The 19,998-nt window shown below is 33.8% G+C and carries 16 protein-coding genes and 1 tRNA gene; 8 read left to right on the forward strand and 9 right to left on the reverse strand.

The genetic code is table 11. The features are described 5' to 3' along the window. The first annotated feature begins 100 nt into the window (after nt 1-100). Both dapD and DYE19_RS03685 read left to right on the forward strand, forming a co-directional pair. Complete coding sequence (dapD, locus tag DYE19_RS03680; protein ID WP_115322646.1) at nt 101-925, forward strand: 2,3,4,5-tetrahydropyridine-2,6-dicarboxylate N-succinyltransferase; 825 nt, start codon at nt 101-103, stop codon at nt 923-925. Between the two features lie 156 nt (nt 926-1,081). Further along, a complete protein-coding gene (locus DYE19_RS03685) occupies nt 1,082-2,164 on the forward strand; it encodes a DUF7821 domain-containing protein (RefSeq protein ID WP_115322647.1) in 1,083 nt (360 codons plus the stop codon). A gap of 36 nt (nt 2,165-2,200) precedes the next feature. On the opposite strand, the gene tehB is transcribed toward DYE19_RS03685, so the two are convergent. Further along, entirely contained in the window at nt 2,201-3,061 is an 861-nt protein-coding gene (gene tehB / locus DYE19_RS03690; RefSeq protein WP_115322648.1) for an SAM-dependent methyltransferase TehB, read from the reverse strand. 358 nt (nt 3,062-3,419) lie between these two features. Between tehB and cspE the strand changes: the two genes are divergently transcribed. Continuing rightward, nucleotides 3,420-3,629 carry a transcription antiterminator/RNA stability regulator CspE gene (gene cspE, locus DYE19_RS03695; protein ID WP_049214388.1) on the forward strand — a complete coding sequence of 70 codons (210 nt, stop codon included), beginning with the start codon at nt 3,420-3,422 and terminating at the stop codon, nt 3,627-3,629. A 66-nt stretch (nt 3,630-3,695) separates the two neighbouring features. Here the strand turns inward: cspE and DYE19_RS03700 are convergent, their stop codons facing one another. Together DYE19_RS03700 and DYE19_RS03705 are read right to left on the reverse strand one after the other, a co-directional pair. Further along, a complete protein-coding gene (locus DYE19_RS03700; protein WP_115322649.1) occupies nt 3,696-4,388 on the reverse strand; it encodes a DUF7424 family protein in 693 nt (230 codons plus the stop codon). Nucleotides 4,389-4,789: 401 nt separating this feature from the next. Beyond that, nucleotides 4,790-4,866 (reverse strand) — tRNA-Val (locus DYE19_RS03705). 245 nt (nt 4,867-5,111) lie between these two features. Here DYE19_RS03705 and pyk point away from each other — a divergent pair. Further along, on the forward strand, nt 5,112-6,551 hold the full coding sequence (gene pyk, locus DYE19_RS03710) for a pyruvate kinase (protein WP_115322650.1): 1,440 nt from the start codon (nt 5,112-5,114) through the stop codon (nt 6,549-6,551). Between the two features lie 53 nt (nt 6,552-6,604). Here the strand turns inward: pyk and DYE19_RS03715 are convergent, their stop codons facing one another. Beyond that, complete coding sequence (locus DYE19_RS03715; protein WP_115322651.1) at nt 6,605-7,657, reverse strand: Gfo/Idh/MocA family oxidoreductase; 1,053 nt, start codon at nt 7,655-7,657, stop codon at nt 6,605-6,607. Beyond that, nucleotides 7,657-9,051, reverse strand: a complete 1,395-nt coding sequence (locus DYE19_RS03720) for an MATE family efflux transporter (protein ID WP_115322652.1) — start codon at nt 9,049-9,051, stop codon at nt 7,657-7,659. The genes DYE19_RS03715 and DYE19_RS03720 overlap by 1 nt, the downstream gene beginning before the upstream one ends. Before the next feature lie 54 nt (nt 9,052-9,105). Here DYE19_RS03720 and DYE19_RS03725 point away from each other — a divergent pair, with 54 nt between their 5' ends. Next, nucleotides 9,106-9,720, forward strand: a complete 615-nt coding sequence (locus DYE19_RS03725) for a riboflavin synthase subunit alpha (protein WP_049214393.1) — start codon at nt 9,106-9,108, stop codon at nt 9,718-9,720. A 92-nt stretch (nt 9,721-9,812) separates the two neighbouring features. On the opposite strand, the gene dolP is transcribed toward DYE19_RS03725, so the two are convergent. The 4 genes from dolP to DYE19_RS03745 all read right to left on the reverse strand — a co-directional run bounded on the left by dolP (nt 9,813) and on the right by DYE19_RS03745 (nt 13,135). Then, nucleotides 9,813-10,397, reverse strand: a complete 585-nt coding sequence (gene dolP, locus DYE19_RS03730) for a division/outer membrane stress-associated lipid-binding lipoprotein (protein WP_115322653.1) — start codon at nt 10,395-10,397, stop codon at nt 9,813-9,815. Between the two features lie 64 nt (nt 10,398-10,461). After that, nucleotides 10,462-11,049: a D-sedoheptulose-7-phosphate isomerase gene (locus DYE19_RS03735; protein ID WP_115322654.1), complete on the reverse strand. Its 588-nt coding sequence runs from the start codon at nt 11,047-11,049 to the stop codon at nt 10,462-10,464. A 2-nt stretch (nt 11,050-11,051) separates the two neighbouring features. Further along, complete coding sequence (locus DYE19_RS03740; protein ID WP_049214396.1) at nt 11,052-11,414, reverse strand: YraN family protein; 363 nt, start codon at nt 11,412-11,414, stop codon at nt 11,052-11,054. A 2-nt stretch (nt 11,415-11,416) separates the two neighbouring features. After that, nucleotides 11,417-13,135 (reverse strand): penicillin-binding protein activator, encoded by a 1,719-nt coding sequence (locus tag DYE19_RS03745; RefSeq protein WP_115322655.1) that lies wholly within the window; start codon nt 13,133-13,135, stop codon nt 11,417-11,419. Between the two features lie 76 nt (nt 13,136-13,211). On the opposite strand from DYE19_RS03745, the gene rsmI reads away from it, so the two are divergent. The 3 genes from rsmI (at nt 13,212) to DYE19_RS03760 (ending at nt 19,996) form a co-directional block, all read left to right on the forward strand. Next, nucleotides 13,212-14,057, forward strand: coding sequence for a 16S rRNA (cytidine(1402)-2'-O)-methyltransferase (rsmI, locus tag DYE19_RS03750; protein WP_115322656.1), 846 nt, complete (start codon nt 13,212-13,214; stop codon nt 14,055-14,057). Nucleotides 14,058-14,268: 211 nt separating this feature from the next. After that, the gene (locus DYE19_RS03755) at nt 14,269-16,122 is read left to right on the forward strand and encodes a hypothetical protein (protein WP_147285035.1); all 1,854 of its coding nucleotides are present in this window, start codon (nt 14,269-14,271) and stop codon (nt 16,120-16,122) included. A gap of 85 nt (nt 16,123-16,207) precedes the next feature. Continuing rightward, nucleotides 16,208-19,996 carry an nSTAND1 domain-containing NTPase gene (locus tag DYE19_RS03760; RefSeq protein WP_115322658.1) on the forward strand — a complete coding sequence of 1,263 codons (3,789 nt, stop codon included), beginning with the start codon at nt 16,208-16,210 and terminating at the stop codon, nt 19,994-19,996. Nucleotides 19,997-19,998: the final 2 nt, after the last annotated feature.

The following is a 19,998-nucleotide window of genomic DNA, read 5'->3' on the forward strand; positions in this document are numbered from 1 at the left end:
ATGTGAGATGCCAGATGCTCTTACAAATTAACAGATGAGTTTTAGCGTGAAATATGGTAAAACTATTAGCCTTAAGTTTTAATCCATTGAGGAACATAACATGTCATTACAAGATATCATTGAAGCTGCCTTTGAAAAACGCGCTGAAATTACACCTAAAACAGTTGACCAACAAACTCGAGCAGCAGTCGAAGAGGCTATTGAGGGCTTAGATAGTGGAAAATATCGCGTTGCAGAAAAAATTGATGGAGAATGGGTCACTCACCAATGGCTAAAAAAAGCCGTTTTATTATCATTTCGCATTAATGACAATGAATTAGTTGCAGGCGGAGAAACTAATTATTACGACAAAGTGCCAATGAAATTTGCTGATTATGATGAAGCACGTTTTCAACAAGAGGGTTTCCGTGTTGTGCCGCCAGCAGCAGTACGTAAAGGGGCTTATATTGCAAAAAATACTGTCTTGATGCCATCTTATGTCAATATTGGGGCACGAGTTGATGAAGGCACAATGGTAGATACTTGGGCAACTGTAGGATCTTGCGCACAAATTGGTAAAAATGTCCATTTATCTGGCGGTGTTGGTATTGGTGGTGTGTTAGAGCCATTGCAAGCAAATCCAACGATTATTGAAGACAATTGTTTTATCGGTGCGCGTTCTGAAATTGTAGAGGGTGTGATCGTTGAAGAAGGCTCAGTGATTTCTATGGGAGTATTTATCGGTCAATCTACTAAGATTTATGATCGTGAAACAGGTGAAATTACTTATGGTCGTGTGCCAGCAGGTTCTGTGGTAGTTTCTGGTAGCCTCCCATCTAAATGTGGCAAATACAGCTTATATTGTGCAGTCATCGTGAAAAAAGTAGATGAAAAAACAAGAGGTAAAGTTGGTATTAATGAATTACTACGTACAATTGATGAGTAGTGAGTCTATATTACTAGCTTAAAACTTAATTAAAACTGACCGCAGTTTACTTAAGAAGAGTAAAGTGCGGTTAGTTTTTTGTTAGCTTATTTGCGATTGGTATGCTAATTCATTGTACGACATTGAACAGTATGATTTTTTATATGAGGGTAGATTATGTATGATCATATCTTAAATGCATTAATTAACATTGAAGCATATTTAGATAATGAGAGCTACAGTGTTGAAATACCTAATAACTTATTTAAAACAGACATTTTGCTTGATTACTATTATTATCCAACGCATTTTGTTGATGTCGATGATGATGAAAAAGAAATGATTGCACTCACCTTAGCAGATGCAGGTTATACAGATCATTATGATGCTTTAGCGGAATTGTTATGGAAAGCCAATATAGAGCCTGTTCCGAAAACAGAATTAACTGATGGTAATAATTATTGTTTTATTATGATCAGCTTTGGTACAGCACCGATTCAAGCATATTTGAAAGCAAAAAAAGCAAGATATGAACAAGTGACTTTCTTTTGTACACCTTATACTGATCGGCAAGGATATCAGCGCTTTAAAATTTTAGTTGTGCCAAATAAATTTGGTAGCATTTTTGAAGAGATGAAGCATGCTCGTAGCTTAGAAATAGACAGTGAAGAAAAATTAGATCAAACATATTGGTCATTATTAGAGCAGGCAATTGGACAGATATGTCAATCGCTTTCTATTGAAGCAGCAGGTTTCACCTTACCAGAAATGCTACTTAAACAAAAAAACTTGGAAGCCTATTCATTGTATTTAGAACAGTTTTGTCAATTGACAGGGATTCAAAACATAGAAGGGTTTAAAGCACGTTGGATCGACATTCAACAGCAACAAAAACAGTTAATTCAGCAAGTGAAAGATGAAGGTTTTTATGGAACCGTCAAGCCTCATTTTTTAAATTATCGCTTTCTATTATGTGAATATTTAACTTCAACATATGAAGACCATTGGCAAATGGATTATGAGGAATTAGTTAATTATCTTGCTAAATACCAAGATAAACCTTTTGAATTTAATGAAGAAGAGAACTTGCAGCTTGATGAACTTGCTAGAAAATTTGAAACAGGATCAAATTATAGTTTATTAGATATTGAAACCTGTTTAGAAAGTTACTGCTTTTTACCCTGCCTAAAAACGGACGTAGAAACAGTACTGAGTCTAGCAGAAATTTTAGATTTCCCAATCCGAAAATTAGGAGATTAAAGGAAATAAAACGCCCTAGTAACAGGGCGTTGTTGCTTATTTTTTCTTTGCTAGCATAGTCACAAATTTCATTTTAATTCGATTACCATTTTCATCAGTTTTATGTAATTCACCCATTTCTTCATTATATTTAATCAACTCCCAATCTTGATAATATTGTTTTAATTCTCCTGCTTTAAATGTAAAAGAAAAAGGGATTGGGCAAGGCACATCATCAGTAGACATTGCTGCAACAATTAAATTATAACCACCAATATTAGTATGGCTTTGCATATTTTCAATAATCTGTGGAATTCGGTCACGATTTAAGAACATAAAGACTACAGTAGAAAGAATAAAGTCATAGTTTTCTTGAATATTTGCTGAATTAATATCATAAAGTGCGGTCTGAATTGGCAAATTTTCTTTTTCAGCTGTGTCAGTTAAGAATTTAATACTATTTTCATTATGATCCCAAGACGTGACATTGTAACCTAATAGGCTCAAAAAGAGGGAATTACGGCCTTGACCACAGCCTAAATCTAACACTTTACAAGGTGATAATATATTTACTGCATTTTTCACTTCAGAATGTGTTGCTGTCATGTTGTATTTTTTGTGGAAATAATCTTCTTTCTTACAATGAAATTCCAGATAACATTCTAAATCGTCAGAAATAGGTTCAACTTTATGCCAGACTTGTGGTTCAACTAACGGAATGTCACTTTTAGAAGTAAAAATATGTTCACTTACGACTTTTCCGTCTTCTGTTAATTCGTAGAATTTGAGTTGTCCTGTTAAAACAGTAAGTTTTCCCCAAGTTCCTACTTTAGTATTATGTTTTTCTTGAAACATTTTTGGCAATGAAGTTGCAGTCCAAACAGGCATTTTTTTGTAACAAATTAGCTGATTTTTCATTATTTACCCTTATGTATTTTTAATAGTTGACTCAAATAGTAGGATAATAAAAAAGCGAGAACAATGCAATGTTTACAAAGTAAAATGAAGTTTTATCAGTAGAATAAATTATAATGATGGAACTTATTTAAAAATAATTTGAAATATTATTTGCTTTAATCAAAGTAACGTGTTCTAATGCATTCCGCTAGACCCGTCTTTATATAAGTTAGTTAGTACAGTTCTTCCTCATTTACAAGCGTTAAATTTGTTACTTGAAAAGCACTCTTACTCATCTTTATTTAAGTAACAGTTATTAGCACCACGCTTGTTTCAAGCATTAAATATATTAATTTTAATTCATTAAGAGGAAGACAACATGTCTAAATTCAATGGCACAGTAAAATGGTTCAATTCTGATAAAGGTTTTGGTTTCATCACTCCAGCAGACGGTAGTAAAGATTTATTCGTACATTTTTCAGGTATTATTGGTTCTAATTATAGAACTTTAAATGAAGGTGATCGTGTAGAGTATAGTGTACAAGATTCACAACGTGGTCCTTCAGCGATTGATGTACAAGTTATTTAATTAAAATTTGTTCAAAGCATAAAAATCCCCTAACAAAAATTAGGGGATTTTTTATATCTGTCTATTTTATTTTGACGTGTTATCAAGCTCATCTAGTATTTTATTTAGATCAAATGCGGTGCTTAATACGATTACTTCACCACCGTCTTCATATATCCATAAACTATCCGCAGAGGCATTAGAAAGCCTAATCTTAATTTCAGTATTGGGCTCAAGAGTTAAATAATCAATTGCGATAGGTTCATCGTCTATATAAGCAGAATATACATTAAATGAGTGGCTCTCTTTTGTATCATTTTTTAGTGTAATTAAAATATTAAAATCTAAGTTAGTGATAAATTCACTTTCAATAAAATCATTAATATTTTTAGTTAGTTGAGGACTCGTTCTGACATTTAATTGGCGATTTTTATAGCTGTAAATACTAACATCATTCTTAAATTTAGATTGACTATCAAACCTACCTATATCGATAGGAATTTCAAAACTAGCGAAAGAATCAAATTGTTTAGAAAAACATTCTTTATATTTTGCATTTGTGAACACCGTAGGAATTTTTTGTTGAGTCTTAAGTAAGTCTTCTGAGGGCTTTCTCGAATCGTCATGATTATGACAAGAAGCTATTTGTACATTTAATATGGCAGTTTGAGTGTTGATAGGTTCATTTAACAATAATTTCAATGACACGTCTTTTTCAATCTCTGTTTTGCAAGCCGTTAAAGCAAATAATAGACTACTTAATAAAAAGAGCTTTTTCATATGTATTCTCCTAAGAGTTGTCATCAATGCAGGTGATTTCAATTGTATTTCAAATAAACAAAAAAGGATATGTCAGTAAACTAAAATTTGTTATAGCATTGAATATGGCGATAAAAATTAAGTACATTGTAAAATAGTCGTCAGGATGGGCAATGTTATTATAACTAAAAGCAAAAATAATCATGAGCAAGATATTAAACAGCAAGCTTTTTGGTGATTTTAGCTATACGTATTTTTGAAATATTTCGCCGTATGGTTAAGCGTATAACTAAATTGAGTGGCTGTAAAAGTATGGGAAAGTAAAAAATAAGAGGAAGAAAGATAAAATTTAATAAAATCAATATGTTAGTTTATTAAAACACAATAAAAAATCCCTCGTCGTAAGACAAGGGATTAGAAGATGGTGCGACTAGCTGGACTCGAACCAGTGACCCCCACCATGTCAAGGTGGTGCTCTAACCAACTGAGCTATAGTCGCAGTTTGAAAGCTCGGTCATCATATAGATTTTTAAATCATAAAACAAGAATTTTTTCTATTTGTTTTGTTAAGTGATAAAAAAATAATCATATTTCTTCTAGTTTAAAAGGGGAATTTCCAATTTGTGATCTCGATCTAATTTTATTTTCAGCGTATAATATTACACAGTTTTTTCTTGCAATCTTGATTTATGTAAAGAAAGCTAGGAACAATATTTTATAATTTATTTATTTACGGAGTAGGTAATGTCTAGAAGACTAAGAAGAACGAAGATCGTATGTACGATGGGCCCTTCAACAGAACGTGGTAATAATCTTGAAAAAATTATCATGGCAGGGGCTAATGTTGTTCGAATGAACTTTTCTCATGGTACGCCAGAAGATCATATCGGTCGTGCTGAAAAAGTTCGTGAAATTGCAAAAAAACTAGGTAAAACTGTTGCGATTTTAGGTGACTTACAAGGACCAAAAATTCGTGTTTCTACATTTAAAGATGGAAAAATTTTCTTAAATATTGGTGATAAATTTGTTCTTGATGCAGACTTACCAAAAGGTGAGGGTACACAAGAAGGTGTCGGTTTAGATTATAAAACATTACCTCAAGATGTTGTTCCTGGTGATATTTTATTATTAGATGATGGTCGTGTGCAGTTAAAAGTGCTATCGACAGAGGGAGGTAAAGTATTTACTGAAGTGACTGTGGGTGGTCCTCTATCAAACAACAAGGGTATCAATAAATTAGGTGGTGGTTTATCAGCGGACGCTTTAACAGAAAAAGATAAGAATGATATTTTACTTGCTGCTAAAATTGGTGTCGATTATTTAGCGGTTTCTTTCCCTCGTTCTAGTGCTGACTTAAATTATGCACGTGAATTAGCCCTAGCGGCTGGATTAAATGCAAAAATTGTTGCTAAAGTTGAACGTGCAGAAACTGTGGCTACAACAGAAGCAATGGACGATATTATTTTAGCTTCTGATGTGATTATGGTTGCTCGCGGTGACTTAGGTGTGGAAATTGGTGATCCTGAATTAGTAGGTGTACAGAAAAAATTAATTCGCCGTGCACGTCAGTTAAACCGTGTTGTCATTACTGCAACACAAATGATGGAATCAATGATCAGTAATCCTATGCCAACTCGAGCAGAAGTAATGGACGTAGCGAATGCTGTATTAGATGGTACCGATGCAGTAATGCTTTCTGCCGAAACAGCGGCTGGTCAATATCCTTCAGAAACAGTAGCCACAATGGCAAAAGTTTGCTTAGGTGCAGAAAAAATGCCTAGTATCAATGTTTCTCGCCATCGTATGGAAATTCAATTTGAATCAATTGAAGAGTCTGTAGCAATGTCCGCGATGTATGCAGCTAATCATATGAAAGGTGTTGCAGCAATTATTGCGATGACACATACTGGTCGTACAGCACTTTTAATGTCACGTATTAGCTCTGGTTTACCAATCTTTGCATTATCACGCAATCAAGATGCTTTAAATCTATGTGCATTATATCGTGGTGTGACACCAATTTACTTTGATGATGTAAGTCGTAATTCTAAAGGTGCAGCGGCAGCAATTCGATTATTAAAAGAGAAAGGCTTCTTAGTTGCAGGGGATTTAGTTTTACTAACACAAGGTGACGAGTTATTGGCAAGTGGTACAAATACTTGTCGTACGCTTGTAGTTGAATAAAACGACTAAATTATAAAAAACGGTAGGTATGATAACCTATCGTTTTTTTTGCATTAATTTAAATTAATTATAATTTTTTGTCCTTTTTGAGCGCTTTCGTAAGCTTTTTCAATCAGGAATAAGACTTGGTATGCCTGTTTTGCTGTCACTATCAGTGATGAGAGATTCGTTGTTAATGTGGTATAAATATTATCGTAATAGGCTTGATAATTGCCACGCTCTCCTTCAATATTTTTACGTATAACAGAACTATTTATTTCAGTATGTAAAATTCCCCAGTCTTGTTCTAATTCTTGATTCCAATTACCTTCAGGTTTGATACCCGCTATTAAAAGTGCTTCTTGATTATCCAATTTAGGTTTTATATATGATCCTAATTTACCTTGTAAAATGATATGTGGTGCTTGTTCTCTGGCAAATTTAGTTGAAGACATGATGACTTTTTTATTAGTGTAATAGAATGTAATTCTAAAGCTATCATCACTACCACTTTCAGCGTTTTGTTTTGTGATATCGGCATAAAGTGCGGTTGGTATTCCAAACAAATCAACGACATGATCAATAAGATGAACACCAAGATCATATACTAGCCCTGTACCTAACTCTCCTGTTTCTTTCCATACCTTTTTATTTTTATGTGGGCTAAAACGCTCATATCGGATTTCATACTCAACAATATCGCCCAATAAATGATTTTCAATGAGTTTTTTTACTGTTAATGCACCGCTATCCCAACGACGATTTTGATAAACAGATAGCATAACCTTTTTTTCATGTGCTAAGTTATCTAGTATTTTGGCTTCTTGAGCTGTAATTGCTAGCGGTTTCTCAACAACCACGTGTTTACCTGATAGAATGGCTTTTTGAGCTAATTCGTAATGTGTTTGGTTGGGGGTTGTAATAATAATGAGATCAATCTCAGGTGTTAATAGTAATTCAAAATCATGTACAACTTCTACATAAGGGTAATATGTTTTTGAATGCATTGTAGTACGTTCAAAGACTTTTTTTATCTGAAAACGAGGATCCAGATCTAAAAAGGGGGAATGAAATGTTTTGGCAGACATACCAAAGCCAGCAATACCAACATTGATTATCTTTTCCATTATTTTAATCTCTCTAAATTAGCGAATAACATACTGTCAGGCTGATTGTGAATTTTATACATTCTAATCATTAGTAAAAATGCAGCAATAGTTAAGCTGACAACAAATCCAATCCAAAAACCCTCTGCGCCTAATGGTGTCACTAAAATATCTGTTCGGGCTAATGTGTAGCCAATAGGCATACCAACCACCCAGTAACAAAACAGTGTAATATATAAAATTGCTTTAGTATCCTTATAACCACGTAATGCGCCACCAGCAACAACCTGTACAGTATCTGAGAACTGATAGAGTGCTGCAAGGAGTAATAATGTACCAGCCATTGCAATAACTTCGGTATCTTTGACAAAAATTTGGGCAATTTCTACACGAAAAATGACGGTGATAGTTGCCGTAACTACTGCGATCAGTAAACCGACGATTAATGCTGAGTAGCATACTTTCTTCGCTTTATCTGTCGAGCCTTCACCTAATCGTTGACCAACAAGAATTGTTGCTGCCATACCTAGTGACATCGGTAGCATAAATAAGAATGAGCTGGTATTCAGTGCAATTTGATGGCTTGCAACAATATCTGTACCTAATGGAGAGAGTAATAAAGCTGTTAAGGCAAATAATGCGACTTCACAAAATAGTGCAACCGCAATAGGAAAACCTAAATTGAGGAGTTTTTTTAATGTCGTGAAATTAGGTTTTTCAAGAATCTTTTCAAAAACTTTTAAATCGCGTTGATTACGTGCATTTTTACAATAGAGAATCATCAAAATACACATAAACCAATTTACAATAGCTGTGGCAATACCACATCCTACCGCACCAAATGCAGGTACACCAAACTTACCGTAAATAAAAATATAATTGAGAGGAATATTTAACCCTAAACCAAGAAAAGTAATAACCATAGCAGGTTTAGTCTTAGCAATACCATCGTTTAAGCAGCGAAAATTTATCATCAGCAAGTAAGCAGGTAGTCCCCAGATCATGGCGTGTAAATAACCAAGCGTGATACTTTTGAGATGTGCTTCGACTTGCATGTAATCAAAAACGAAATTACTGTAATAAATAAGCAAGCCTAAAGGTAAACAGCTAAATAAAATAATCCAAATACCTTGGCGAACTTGATGGGCGATTTGATCGCGTTTACCTGACCCATTGAGATAAGAAATTGTAGGCGGTAGAGCAAGTAGTAGTCCATGTCCAAATAGAACTAAAGGAAACCAAATAGAGGCGCCGACAGAAATTGCTGCCATATCAGCAGAACTGACTCGTCCAGACATGATTGTATCTACTAATCCCATTGAGTTTTGTGCAATTTGTGCCATAAGAATAGGTAAGGCAATGACAATCAGTTTTTTTGCTTCAGTTTGATAGGCATTAAAATCTATAAATTTCATAAAAAGTCCGAGTTTGTTATAATAAGTAGATATTTTGTTTAAAGAGAGATGACTATGTTTACAGGTATTGTACAAGGAACTGCAAAAATTGTTTCTATTCAAGACAAGGCTAATTTTAGAACACAGACTATAAAAATGCCACAAGAAATGCTTAACGGTCTAGAAATAGGTGCTTCAGTTGCTAATAATGGTGTTTGTTTGACCGTAACGGAAATTAACGATGACTTAGTGAGTTTTGATTTAATGCGTGAAACACTACGTATTACAAATCTAGGTGAATTTACAGTGGGCGATTCTGTAAATATTGAACGAGCGATGCAAATGGGAACGGAAATAGGTGGACATATTTTGTCTGGTCATGTGTATTGTACTGCTGAAGTAAAAGACATCATTATTTCAGAAAATAATTGCCAAATTTGGTTTGAATTACCAAATGCAGATATTATGAAATATATTCTGACGAAGGGTTTTATTGCAATTGATGGTATAAGCTTAACTATTGGTGAAGTAAAACTACAGCAATTTTGCGTTAACTTGATTCCAGAAACTTTAACACGTACTTTAATTGGACAGCGTAGAGTGGGAGATAAAGTGAATATTGAGATAGATCCACAAACTCAAGCTATCGTTGATACAGTAGAACGTTATTTAAGTGCTAAAAATATCTAATTTAGAAATTGATTAAATTAAAGGGATAAAGTGCGGTCAAAAATTTCAATCTATTGACCGCACTTTAGAATTCATTGGTCAATAACTATAAATTAATTTAAATAGTTAAATACTTTGACGACTTTCTTCACACCTGAAACATTACGAGAAACATCAGCAGCTGCTTCAGCTTGTGCTTGAGTGACATTTCCCATTAAAAATACTTCGCCATTTTCAGTGATTACTTTAATATCAGTTGATTTAACACGTGAGTCGACAAGCATTTTGGATTTAATTTCTGTTGTCATAATACCATCTTTAGCAATTTGTCCAAATGTAATTTGTGGTTGAATACGAATTTGGTTATAGACCTCAGTTACATTTTCAACTCCTTTTGCTAGGCTAGTTGCAACTTCGGCTAGATTGCTATTTGGTGCCTGACCAATTAATAAAATGCGTCCACTATAGGAAACAATATTAATACGAGCTTCAGATTTTACTTGCTCGTCTTTATAAATGGCGATACGGACTTTTTCTTCTAAAGTTTCATCATCAACTTGAGTACCAACTGTTCTTGGATCAGTTGCTACTTTAGTTGCAACTGCTGCAGTACCAGCAATTGTTGCTGCAACACAACCCTGTAGCAAGATAGCGGAAGCTAAAATTATAGAGAGTTTTTTGAATGTATTCATTTGCATAATAGTTCTCCTGATATTATGTATAGTTGAATTTAGTGTTCTTGAAATTAGTGTTATTGTCAAGTTATGAATGAGAAAATAGAGTATGATCAATAAGCTCACAGATGAGATTAACAATGAAACAGTGATTTTCAATTATCCGGCTTTCTTTTACAGCGGGAACAGAAATTTCAAGATCATTTTCAGTTAAAAATCCTTGAATATGATCATTACCTGAGCCTGTGAGTACAATAACAATAATACCTTTATTCACAGCACAATTAATTACGTTAGTAATAAGATCTTCATTATGAGGTAGCGGGGAAAAAGCAACTAGAATATCACCTGCCTGAGCTATAGCATTAAATTGGCGCTGAAAGGCTGTATCTGTATTGTTGTCCAGCATCATGGATGCATTAACCGCATTATCAAGGCTTAACAAGATAGAAGGAAAACTGGGACGAGTTAACTCATATCGATTGAGTAAATTAGCAACTAGCAATTGTGCATTAATGTAAGAACGGCCATTACCACAAGCAATAATTTTATTACCTCTTAACAAACAATCAACAATACTTTGAGCTGCTTGGGCAATATTATCAGGTAATAAACTCGAAGCAGAGATATGAGTTTGAATACTTTCAGTGTATAAATCTTTAAGTTTTTCTAACATAGTTATTCATCAAGAAAATTCATTATCCATTCGATATCTTGTGTTGTTTTACCGAAGGCAATAAGGTCAAAACGGCAATCAGTATCTTCCAAACTACGCTCTTGTTGAGCAAGCCATAAGTTAGCGGCATTTAGCCATTTTTGTTGTTTATACCAATCAACACTTTCAATTGCAGAGCCAAATCGGTTATTTCTACGCTGGCGAACCTCAATGAAAACGATAGTTTCTTGATCTAACATGATTAAATCAAGTTCACCACATTTAAACGATTGATTTGCAGCAATAAATTGTAGACCTTTGGACTCTAAAAAAAGGCGAGCTTGGTATTCAAATCTCGCCCCTTGTTGACGACTTAATGAGAACATTTTTAGTTCAATGAGATGATTCCACCACTTTGGTATTGGAACCAAGTCATCTCTCGTTCAATATTACAGTTTGCACCCGCACTCAGTTTACCTGTTAAACCATCGATATTATAGCCTGGTACTTGACGTAATTCATTAAAGTGATTAATTAGCAACCATGCATCAGCACCCATTGCGTAGAGACGCATAAGTGAAAAGTCACCTTTAGTAAGTTTTTCAATTTTTTTGTATTGTGCAGATGTGACATCTTTAAAGAATGGAATATCACTAAATTGTAATCCCTCCATCAATAATCGATATTCAGGGCCGTTATTGGCAGAGTTACTACGTGAGCTAGCATATAATTTAACTTGTCCATTGCTGTTATCAATAGTTGTCTTAATTTCTGCTAATTGTTCACTCATCGCTACGATATAGATTCCTTGTACACTTTGACTGGCGCTTTCTAAACTATAAGTAATATCTGCTGCTTGAGTATAAAATTTAATATTGGCATCAGTTGCGGCAAGTTGTTGCCAGCGAATATTAAATGCAGATGCAGTACGACGACCAAGATCATTTTGCGGTACAAAAACTAGTGGGGTACGGATACCATCGCTCCACATTTTATTTGCGGCAGACTCAGCCTCATCCTCAGGTGATAATCCGTAATAACATAATTGTCCGATAGTGCGTTCATTTGAGGTTGAGTTTAATGTTAACACATCTAATCCTTGTACTAAGCTAGGATTATTTAAAATGGTATCTACATTTTGTTTTAGCAACGGACCGACTAGAGTTCTAATTCCTGATTGTTTTACTTGATCAAGAATTTGATCGATAGGTGTGGCCATAGTATCAAATATTTGTACTTGTGCACCTGAATTATCTTTAGATGCATCAAATCCTGCTTTTATTGTATTACCAATGAGTTGAGCGTTACCACTTAATGGCAATAATAATGCTACTTGTGAAAAAGTTGTTTGTTGGAAGTTAAATAAACTTTGTAATTCAGTTGGAAATAAGTAAGCTGCGGAGTGAGTTGGGTAGGCAACTTTCCATTGTTGAATAGCTGAACTTAATTGTACTGGACTACTTAGGTTAGCATTATAAGCGCGTACTAGAGCTAGCCATCCGCCTAGTGCTGCATTACCATTTGCCGTAGCATTATTGATCACCCCTCGATTAGCATTGCGTAATAAAGTCCAAGTGCGGTCAATATTAGCTTGTTTGCGAGGTACATCTGATAAGTATTGATCTATTTGAATTCGTGCTTTAACAGCCTCTATCACATCATAACGGTTTTCTGCAATTCGTGCGGCAATTTCATAATAACGAGCCATTTGTGAATTGCTTAATTTGGCTAGATTGATTAATTTCAGTTGATTTTCAGCGACAGTATTTTGTTGTTTAACCGCTGAAATGTGGGCATCAATGATAGATTTATCAAGTAATTGTTCATCTGTTAACTGTTTTAATTCTGCTAATAATGCTTGTGCTTGTGGTAATTTATTTTCTGTAATTAATACACGAGCAGCTAATAGTTTATAAGTTTGTTGTTCTTCAATATTTTGTGCCTGATACATTTTATTCATATAAAATTCAGAGCTTGCATTTGCATCGCTCCTTAAAGCACTCGTTGAGCCACTATCAAATAACGTAGTACAGCTGGCAAGAAAAAGAGTAAAGAAAAAAGGCATTAATCGATTTTTTAAATTAATGTGTTGTAATAGAATAGTCATGATTACTCCGTTTGTTAACAACAATAGAAAGATCTTACTTATCTCACTCATTAAAAGCAAATAAAAGAAGTCTCAAATGAATAATTTAACAGGAATTTTATATATTGTCGCCACACCGATTGGTAATTTACAAGATATTACACAACGTGCATTAGAGGTTTTTTCTAACGTAGATTTAATTGTCGCGGAAGATACTAGACATAGTGGTTTGTTATTGAGTCATTATGGGATTAAAAAACCTTTTTTTGCGTTACATGATCATAATGAACAACAAAAAGCCCATCTTTTAGTAGAAAAATTACAGCAGGGATATCATGTTGCGTTGATTTCTGATGCTGGCACACCTTTGATCAGTGATCCTGGTTTTCATTTAGTACGACAATGTCGTCAAGCTGGAATCAAAATAGTCCCTTTACCAGGTGCTTGTGCAGCTATTACTGCACTTTGTGCATCAGGAATTCCTTCAGATAGGTTTTGTTTTGAAGGCTTTTTACCAGCTAAAACAAAAGCAAGATGTGATAAATTAAAAAATTTAGCCGAAGAAGACCGCACTTTAATTTTTTATGAGTCTACACACCGTATTTTAGATACGTTAGTTGATATAGAGGAAGTTTTTGGTAAAGAGCGTTATGTTGTGTTAGCACGTGAAATAACAAAAACATGGGAAACGATTGTCGGTGATAATGTTGCGAATTTACGCCAATGGTTACAAGAGGACCCAAATAGAATCAAAGGTGAAATAGTCTTAATTATTGAAGGCAAACCAAAATCTGAAAAAGAGGAAATCGATCCCCAAGCGATCAAAGCGTTAAAATTAATCAGTCAAGAATTACCTTTGAAGAAAGCTGCTGCTATTGTAGCTGAGTTATATCATTATAAAAAAAACTTTTTATATCAATATGGGTTAAGGCATTTAAGCTAGCTTTTATGACAAAAATATTTCACTTGAGTTCTGTGAGGAATAAATTTATTTAATTAAATTAAATAAATCAGGTTTTGCTATAAATTGTTTGTCTTTTATTCTCGTTTTTGATTATAATCCCGTCCCTAATTTTTATGTGGGTATTTGATGATGCCCATTATTAATTATTTGTTTTCATTTCCAAATATAAAGCGATTTAAAATAAACGGATATGATGAATCAATTACATCGTAGAGCCCAAAATAAAGGCTATACTATTTATTTCCTCTTGAGTATTTTTTTCTGTCTCGGTTTATGGGGCTATCGTGAGCAACATTATTCATTTGTAGATGGTTTATACAACAGTATTAAATTAATTGTGATTAATGGGGAAGAACATGCCCCAAATTGGCAAATAGAGTTAGCAAGATTTGCGTTACCATTATTTACAATTGTTGCTGTCGTTAAATTGTTTCTACAAGTGATCGGTCAGAAGCTAACATTTCTTAGCCTAAAATTATTTCCTCCTCGTATGGTTGTTTTTGGTACAACCAAATTAGCTTTTGTTTCTAGTATGCTAATTAAACATCCAGGTAGAAAGCTATTTGTTGATGTTTCTAAAGATGGAATAGATTATTACGGTGAGTTGCCTAACCGTCATTATAAATTACTACATTTACCAGAATTATCTTTTGAACAATTAAATAGTTTGAATTTAAAATCTGCTAAAACTATTTATATAGTTGCTCAGCAAGATGAAATTAATATTACATTAGCGGAATCTATTATTTCACTCCTTAATAGAACAAATAGTAAACCTCGTTTATTAATTAATGTTAAAAATCGATTGGTGTCACGAATTGCTAATCAGGAATATATTTTTGAGCAATATCGCAGTGAAAAAGGTGAAATTGTCTGGGGAAATGCGATTCATAGCGCTGCACGTTTATTGTTACAAAAACGCCCTCCATTAAGGGAAAGTTCATTATCAACGAATGGTGTTTTACATATTGGGATTGTGGGATTTACTCCTCTTACGCAGCAATTAATCTTAAATATTATGCGTAATTGTGTTTATTTAAATATTAAGAAGATTTATTTAAGTATTTTTAGTCAGCATCTAGAGGCTTACGAACAGTTTTTGCAGGAAAATCCGCTCCTATTAAAAGAGAATCAGAGTAAGAAAATTTATGGGGGAGGTGGATTCCCATTAGAAGCAAATCATTATGTATGCTGTGAAACACATATTTCACCAGCGTTACTTACTGATGTAATAGCAAAACATGGTGCATTTAACCACATTTATATTACAGATGAAACAGATTACGTGGTATTGGAAGCATGTTATAAAATCAGACAAAGCTTAACCGCACTTCAAGTACCCGCTTATCTCACAGCTTGTTTATTTGGAAAAGACCTTGCTTATGTAGAAAAGCTCAATCTAGTTGCCCATGCTAATCAAGTTGATAATCAAGATATATACTATTTTTCGATTATTCAAAGTAATATTAATTATCCTTATGAAGAAGCGAATGATGTATTATCGTTAATTATACATACTGCTTATAAAGCTGTTCGTAGCCGTGCGTTTCCGCCAATAAAGTCTGTCGAGTTTGGACCTCAATTTGCTCGCGCATTTTTAGAAAATATTGATTCGGCTAATAGAGACTGGCGGGAGTCTTTACAGGAAGGATTTAAACATTCGAATCGTTGTGCAGCAGATCACTTATTTATCAAACTGAGAGAGCTTGGATTTGAATTAGTACATCAAAAAGAATATGCTTCTCAAGATTTGTTAATAGCAGAATTACATTGTGTAATTCAACAATATCTGACCCCAATGTTAAAATTAGAGCATCAGCGTTTTTATCAAGAGCGCCTCACAGATGGTTGGCTTTATGCGAAACAGAATGATGAAAAACAACAATTGAATTGCAGTTTAGTCCCTTTTGAGCAACTTCCAGAATTAGAAAAACATAAGAATGAATGTTTATTACGTTTAATTCCTTTTGTTTTAGCACAACCAATGGTAAGGCAACATTACCAACTTAAAAAGATAAATCGAGTAGCTGACATTACTTCATAATTTAATTTCGTACTACACTTTTAAATAAAAATAACTGTCTGCGTTATTTAATAGGATATTTTGTTTTGTATAAGGATATTTAACAATGACCCAATTATTTATTAGTCATTCTAGTCTAGATAATGCTGAATCTATTGCTTTATATAATTGGCTCAGTGAATTAGGTTGGTCTTTATTTTTAGATTTAGATCCTAATAATGGTATTCACGTTGGAGAGGAATGGCGAAAAAAATTAGGTAGTTCAATTAATGAATGCGAAGGCATGATATTGCTGATTTCTGATAATTGGTTGATTTCCCCACACTGTTTATCTGAATATCAGATGGCAGCGGCATTAAATAAACCCATTTTCCCTTTAATTATTAAATCACCTACTAAATATCGTATCCCTCATGCTATTTTAGATAAATGGAATATCGGAAATCTTGAAATTGGTCACCCAAAAGTAACTATTCCGATATTATTACCTTCAGGGCAATCAAGCATGGTTGCTTTTAGCCAAAGTGGCTTGAATGGATTAAAACGAGGTTTAACTTATGCAGGATTACATCCAGATTTCTTCCAGTGGCCACCTTTATCTCGTTATGACAACCCGCCTAGTCCATATAAAGGTTTAAAACCACTTGAATTTGAAGATGCAGGGCTTTTATTCGGAAGAGATGGTGCGATTAAAGCACTGTTATCAGAATTACAACGTTTGCGTGAAACTACTCAAATTCGTTTTGTTGCAATACAAGGGGCTTCGGGGTCTGGAAAGTCTTCTTTTTTACGAGCAGGGATTTTACCAAGACTTGCTCGTTTGCAACAACAATTTTTAGTATTACCACTTATTCGACCAAATCAGCTTGTTTTAAGTGGTGAAAAAGGATTGATTGAAGCATTATTTCAACTTTGTAAAAAATTAGATATTCGACGTACTAAAAAATCAATTAAGGAGCTTGTAACTAAGCCTACATTGCGTATCGCTTTAAAAGCATTTTTACTTTGTATTTTAAGAAGAGCGAGAGGAAAACTAGAGTTTCAACAGAATTCGGATTTACCAACTTTGATTATTTCTGTTGATCAAGCTGAAGAACTTTTTACTTCATATAATGAAGAAACGAGTCAATTTTTGCAATTAATTGCGGAGTTAATACATTGTGATGAACTCGATGTCATGGTGTTATCAACGATTCGTACTGATGCTTATTCTGCTTTACAAGTTGCAGAAAAATTAGAAGGGATTGATCAATATCCTTTTTCATTACCCCCAATTGCAAAAGGTGCCTATCAACAAATTATTGAAGGTCCCGCAAAATTATTAGAGAAAACACAAAAGCCACTTTGGATTGATCCTCAGTTAACGGATAGATTGCTAAAGGACTTAGAACAAGATGGCGGTAAAGATGCTTTACCTCTATTAGCTTTTACTTTAGAGCGGTTATATTTAGATTATGGTAGTAATGGTAAATTAGAACTTAAGGAATATTTGACCTTTCAAGACGAATATACTCAACAGCATTCTGGACTTGGTGGACTACAAGGTGCTGTATCTATTGCTATTGATGAAGCATTAACGAAAGCACAACAAGATCCTCGTTTACCTAAAAATCATAACGATCGTATTATGTTATTACGTCGGGCGATTATCCCTTATTTAGCCAGTATTGATGTAAAAACACACCAACCACACCGTAAGGTAGCACATTATATTGATTTCCCTGAAGATGTAAGACCAATTATTGATAGTTTAGTAGAAAGTCGTTTACTGACAAAAGACTATAATGCGCAATTTTTAGATAACAAAAGAAAACATAGCAATGAGCAGGGAATTACAGTTGAATTTGCTCATGAAAGTATTTTACGTCAATGGCGTTTGCTTTCAGATTGGTTAAAAGAAGATATAGCCGATTTATTTTTATTAGAAATGCTGCAAGCAGAAACTATCGTGTGGTTACGTACTCAAAAACATACAGAATGGCTACGTTTGAGTGGTTGTCGTTTACAGGAAATGGATCGCTTAGAGCAAGGGAAATTTAAAGCTTATCTCACACCAGTACAACGAGAATATTTGGATTGCTGTCGTGTACAAGAACAGTTGCAGCAAGTGAATGAGTTAAGAAAAGCCAGAGCTCTCATTACAGTCAGATCTCGTGCGTTGAAACGTGTAAAAATGAGTTTAGGTATTTCTTCTTTATTGTTAATACTATCTATTGGTGTGGGGTGTTTTGCATTTGATAAGAAACAAGAGGCTGAGCAGCAAACATTAAAATATCAAATGGAATTAGAAAGATCAGAAACATTATTACATGAAATTAGTACTGCAGTCAGTTTTCTAAATTTTGATCTGCGTAATGTACTAGAACAATATGTCCCTGCGACAAAACAAGCTGTCATTTATCAAGAAATTGAAAAACTAATACAGCATTTGGAAGAAAATACTTGTTATGAAGGGCTAAGAGAAATTGCTGTAGCTTATATGAATCAAGGGAATCATGCAAAAGAATTGGGTGATGTCGATAAAGCAAGTTTTTACTATCAACGTGCATTTGCTGAATTTCAGTATTTAGCCGATAAAACACCAAATGATTTAGAAATTCAACATGATTTAAGCATGGCTTATGAAAATATTGGACATCTTGCAGAAATCCAACAAGACTTAAATGCTGCAGAACAAAGTTATCAAGCTGTTCTAGGAATTAGACAAAAATTAGTTCAAAAAGATCCTACAAACTTTAAATTACAAGGTAGTCTAAGTCATATATATAAAAAATTGGGCGATATTAGCCAATTAATGAACCAATTTGAACAATCTCTATTTTATTACCAAAATGCTTTTAATATTGATCAGGATATTTATCAAAAAAATCCTGAACATTATGATGTACAAAGAGAATTGAGTATTTCTTATTATAATTTAGGCCATTTAATGCAAACTCAGTATCAGTATGCTCAAGCATTTAATTACTATCAAAAAGAATTTACTATTATTGATAAATTAGTTAAACAAGATCCAAAAAATCAACAAATTTTACATGACTTGAGCATGATATATGAGCGCTTAGGTGATGTGAAATTAGCTGAAAATAATCAGAAAGAAGCGCTAGATTATTATCAAAGAAAGTTAAATATCGCTAAAAAACAGATTCTTCAAGATCCTGATAATTTGCAAATTCAACATAATTTAGCCTCTTCTTATGATAAAGTCGGCAATGTTTTTCGTATACAAAAACAATTTGATCAAGCTCTTTTATACTACCAAGAAGCTTTTACAATTTTCCATGATATAGATGATAAATATCCTAATCATAGGCAAAATCAGAGGAGTTTGGGCATATCTTATGCGAAGTTAGCGAGTATCGCATTAAGTCAAGAAGATATAAAAAAAGCTTCGAATCACTATCACCAAGCATTTGATATTTTTGAACATCTTTCTGAAGAAAGACCAGCTAATCAGCAAATACAACGTATTTTAGGTATTTTGTACTATAAATTAGGTGACATTGCTCTGGCTGAAGGAAATGCGATACATGCCAGTGAACGTTATCAATCTGGGTTTACGATCATACATAAACTTTATTTAAATTCGCCTAATAGCCCTTGGGTACAAGCGGATTTAGCTCGTAGTTATGAGAGATTAGGTGATTTTGCTAGATTACAGCAAAATTATACGCAAAGTCATTATTACTATCAGCAATCATTAGAAATAGCCCAAACGCTATTAGCAAAACAGCCTAAAAACTATCGATTATTTCGCAGAACAGCTACAGTACACCAGAAATTAGGCGATGTTTTAAGTCATTTTGACAAGTCAGAACAAAGTGTATTTCATAATATGAAGTACAATATGCTAAAAGGAACATGGGATACAAAATCCATGGCAAAAAAGAAATAAAG

The organism is Pasteurella canis (assembly GCF_900454865.1).
Lineage (GTDB): Bacteria > Pseudomonadota > Gammaproteobacteria > Enterobacterales > Pasteurellaceae > Pasteurella > Pasteurella canis.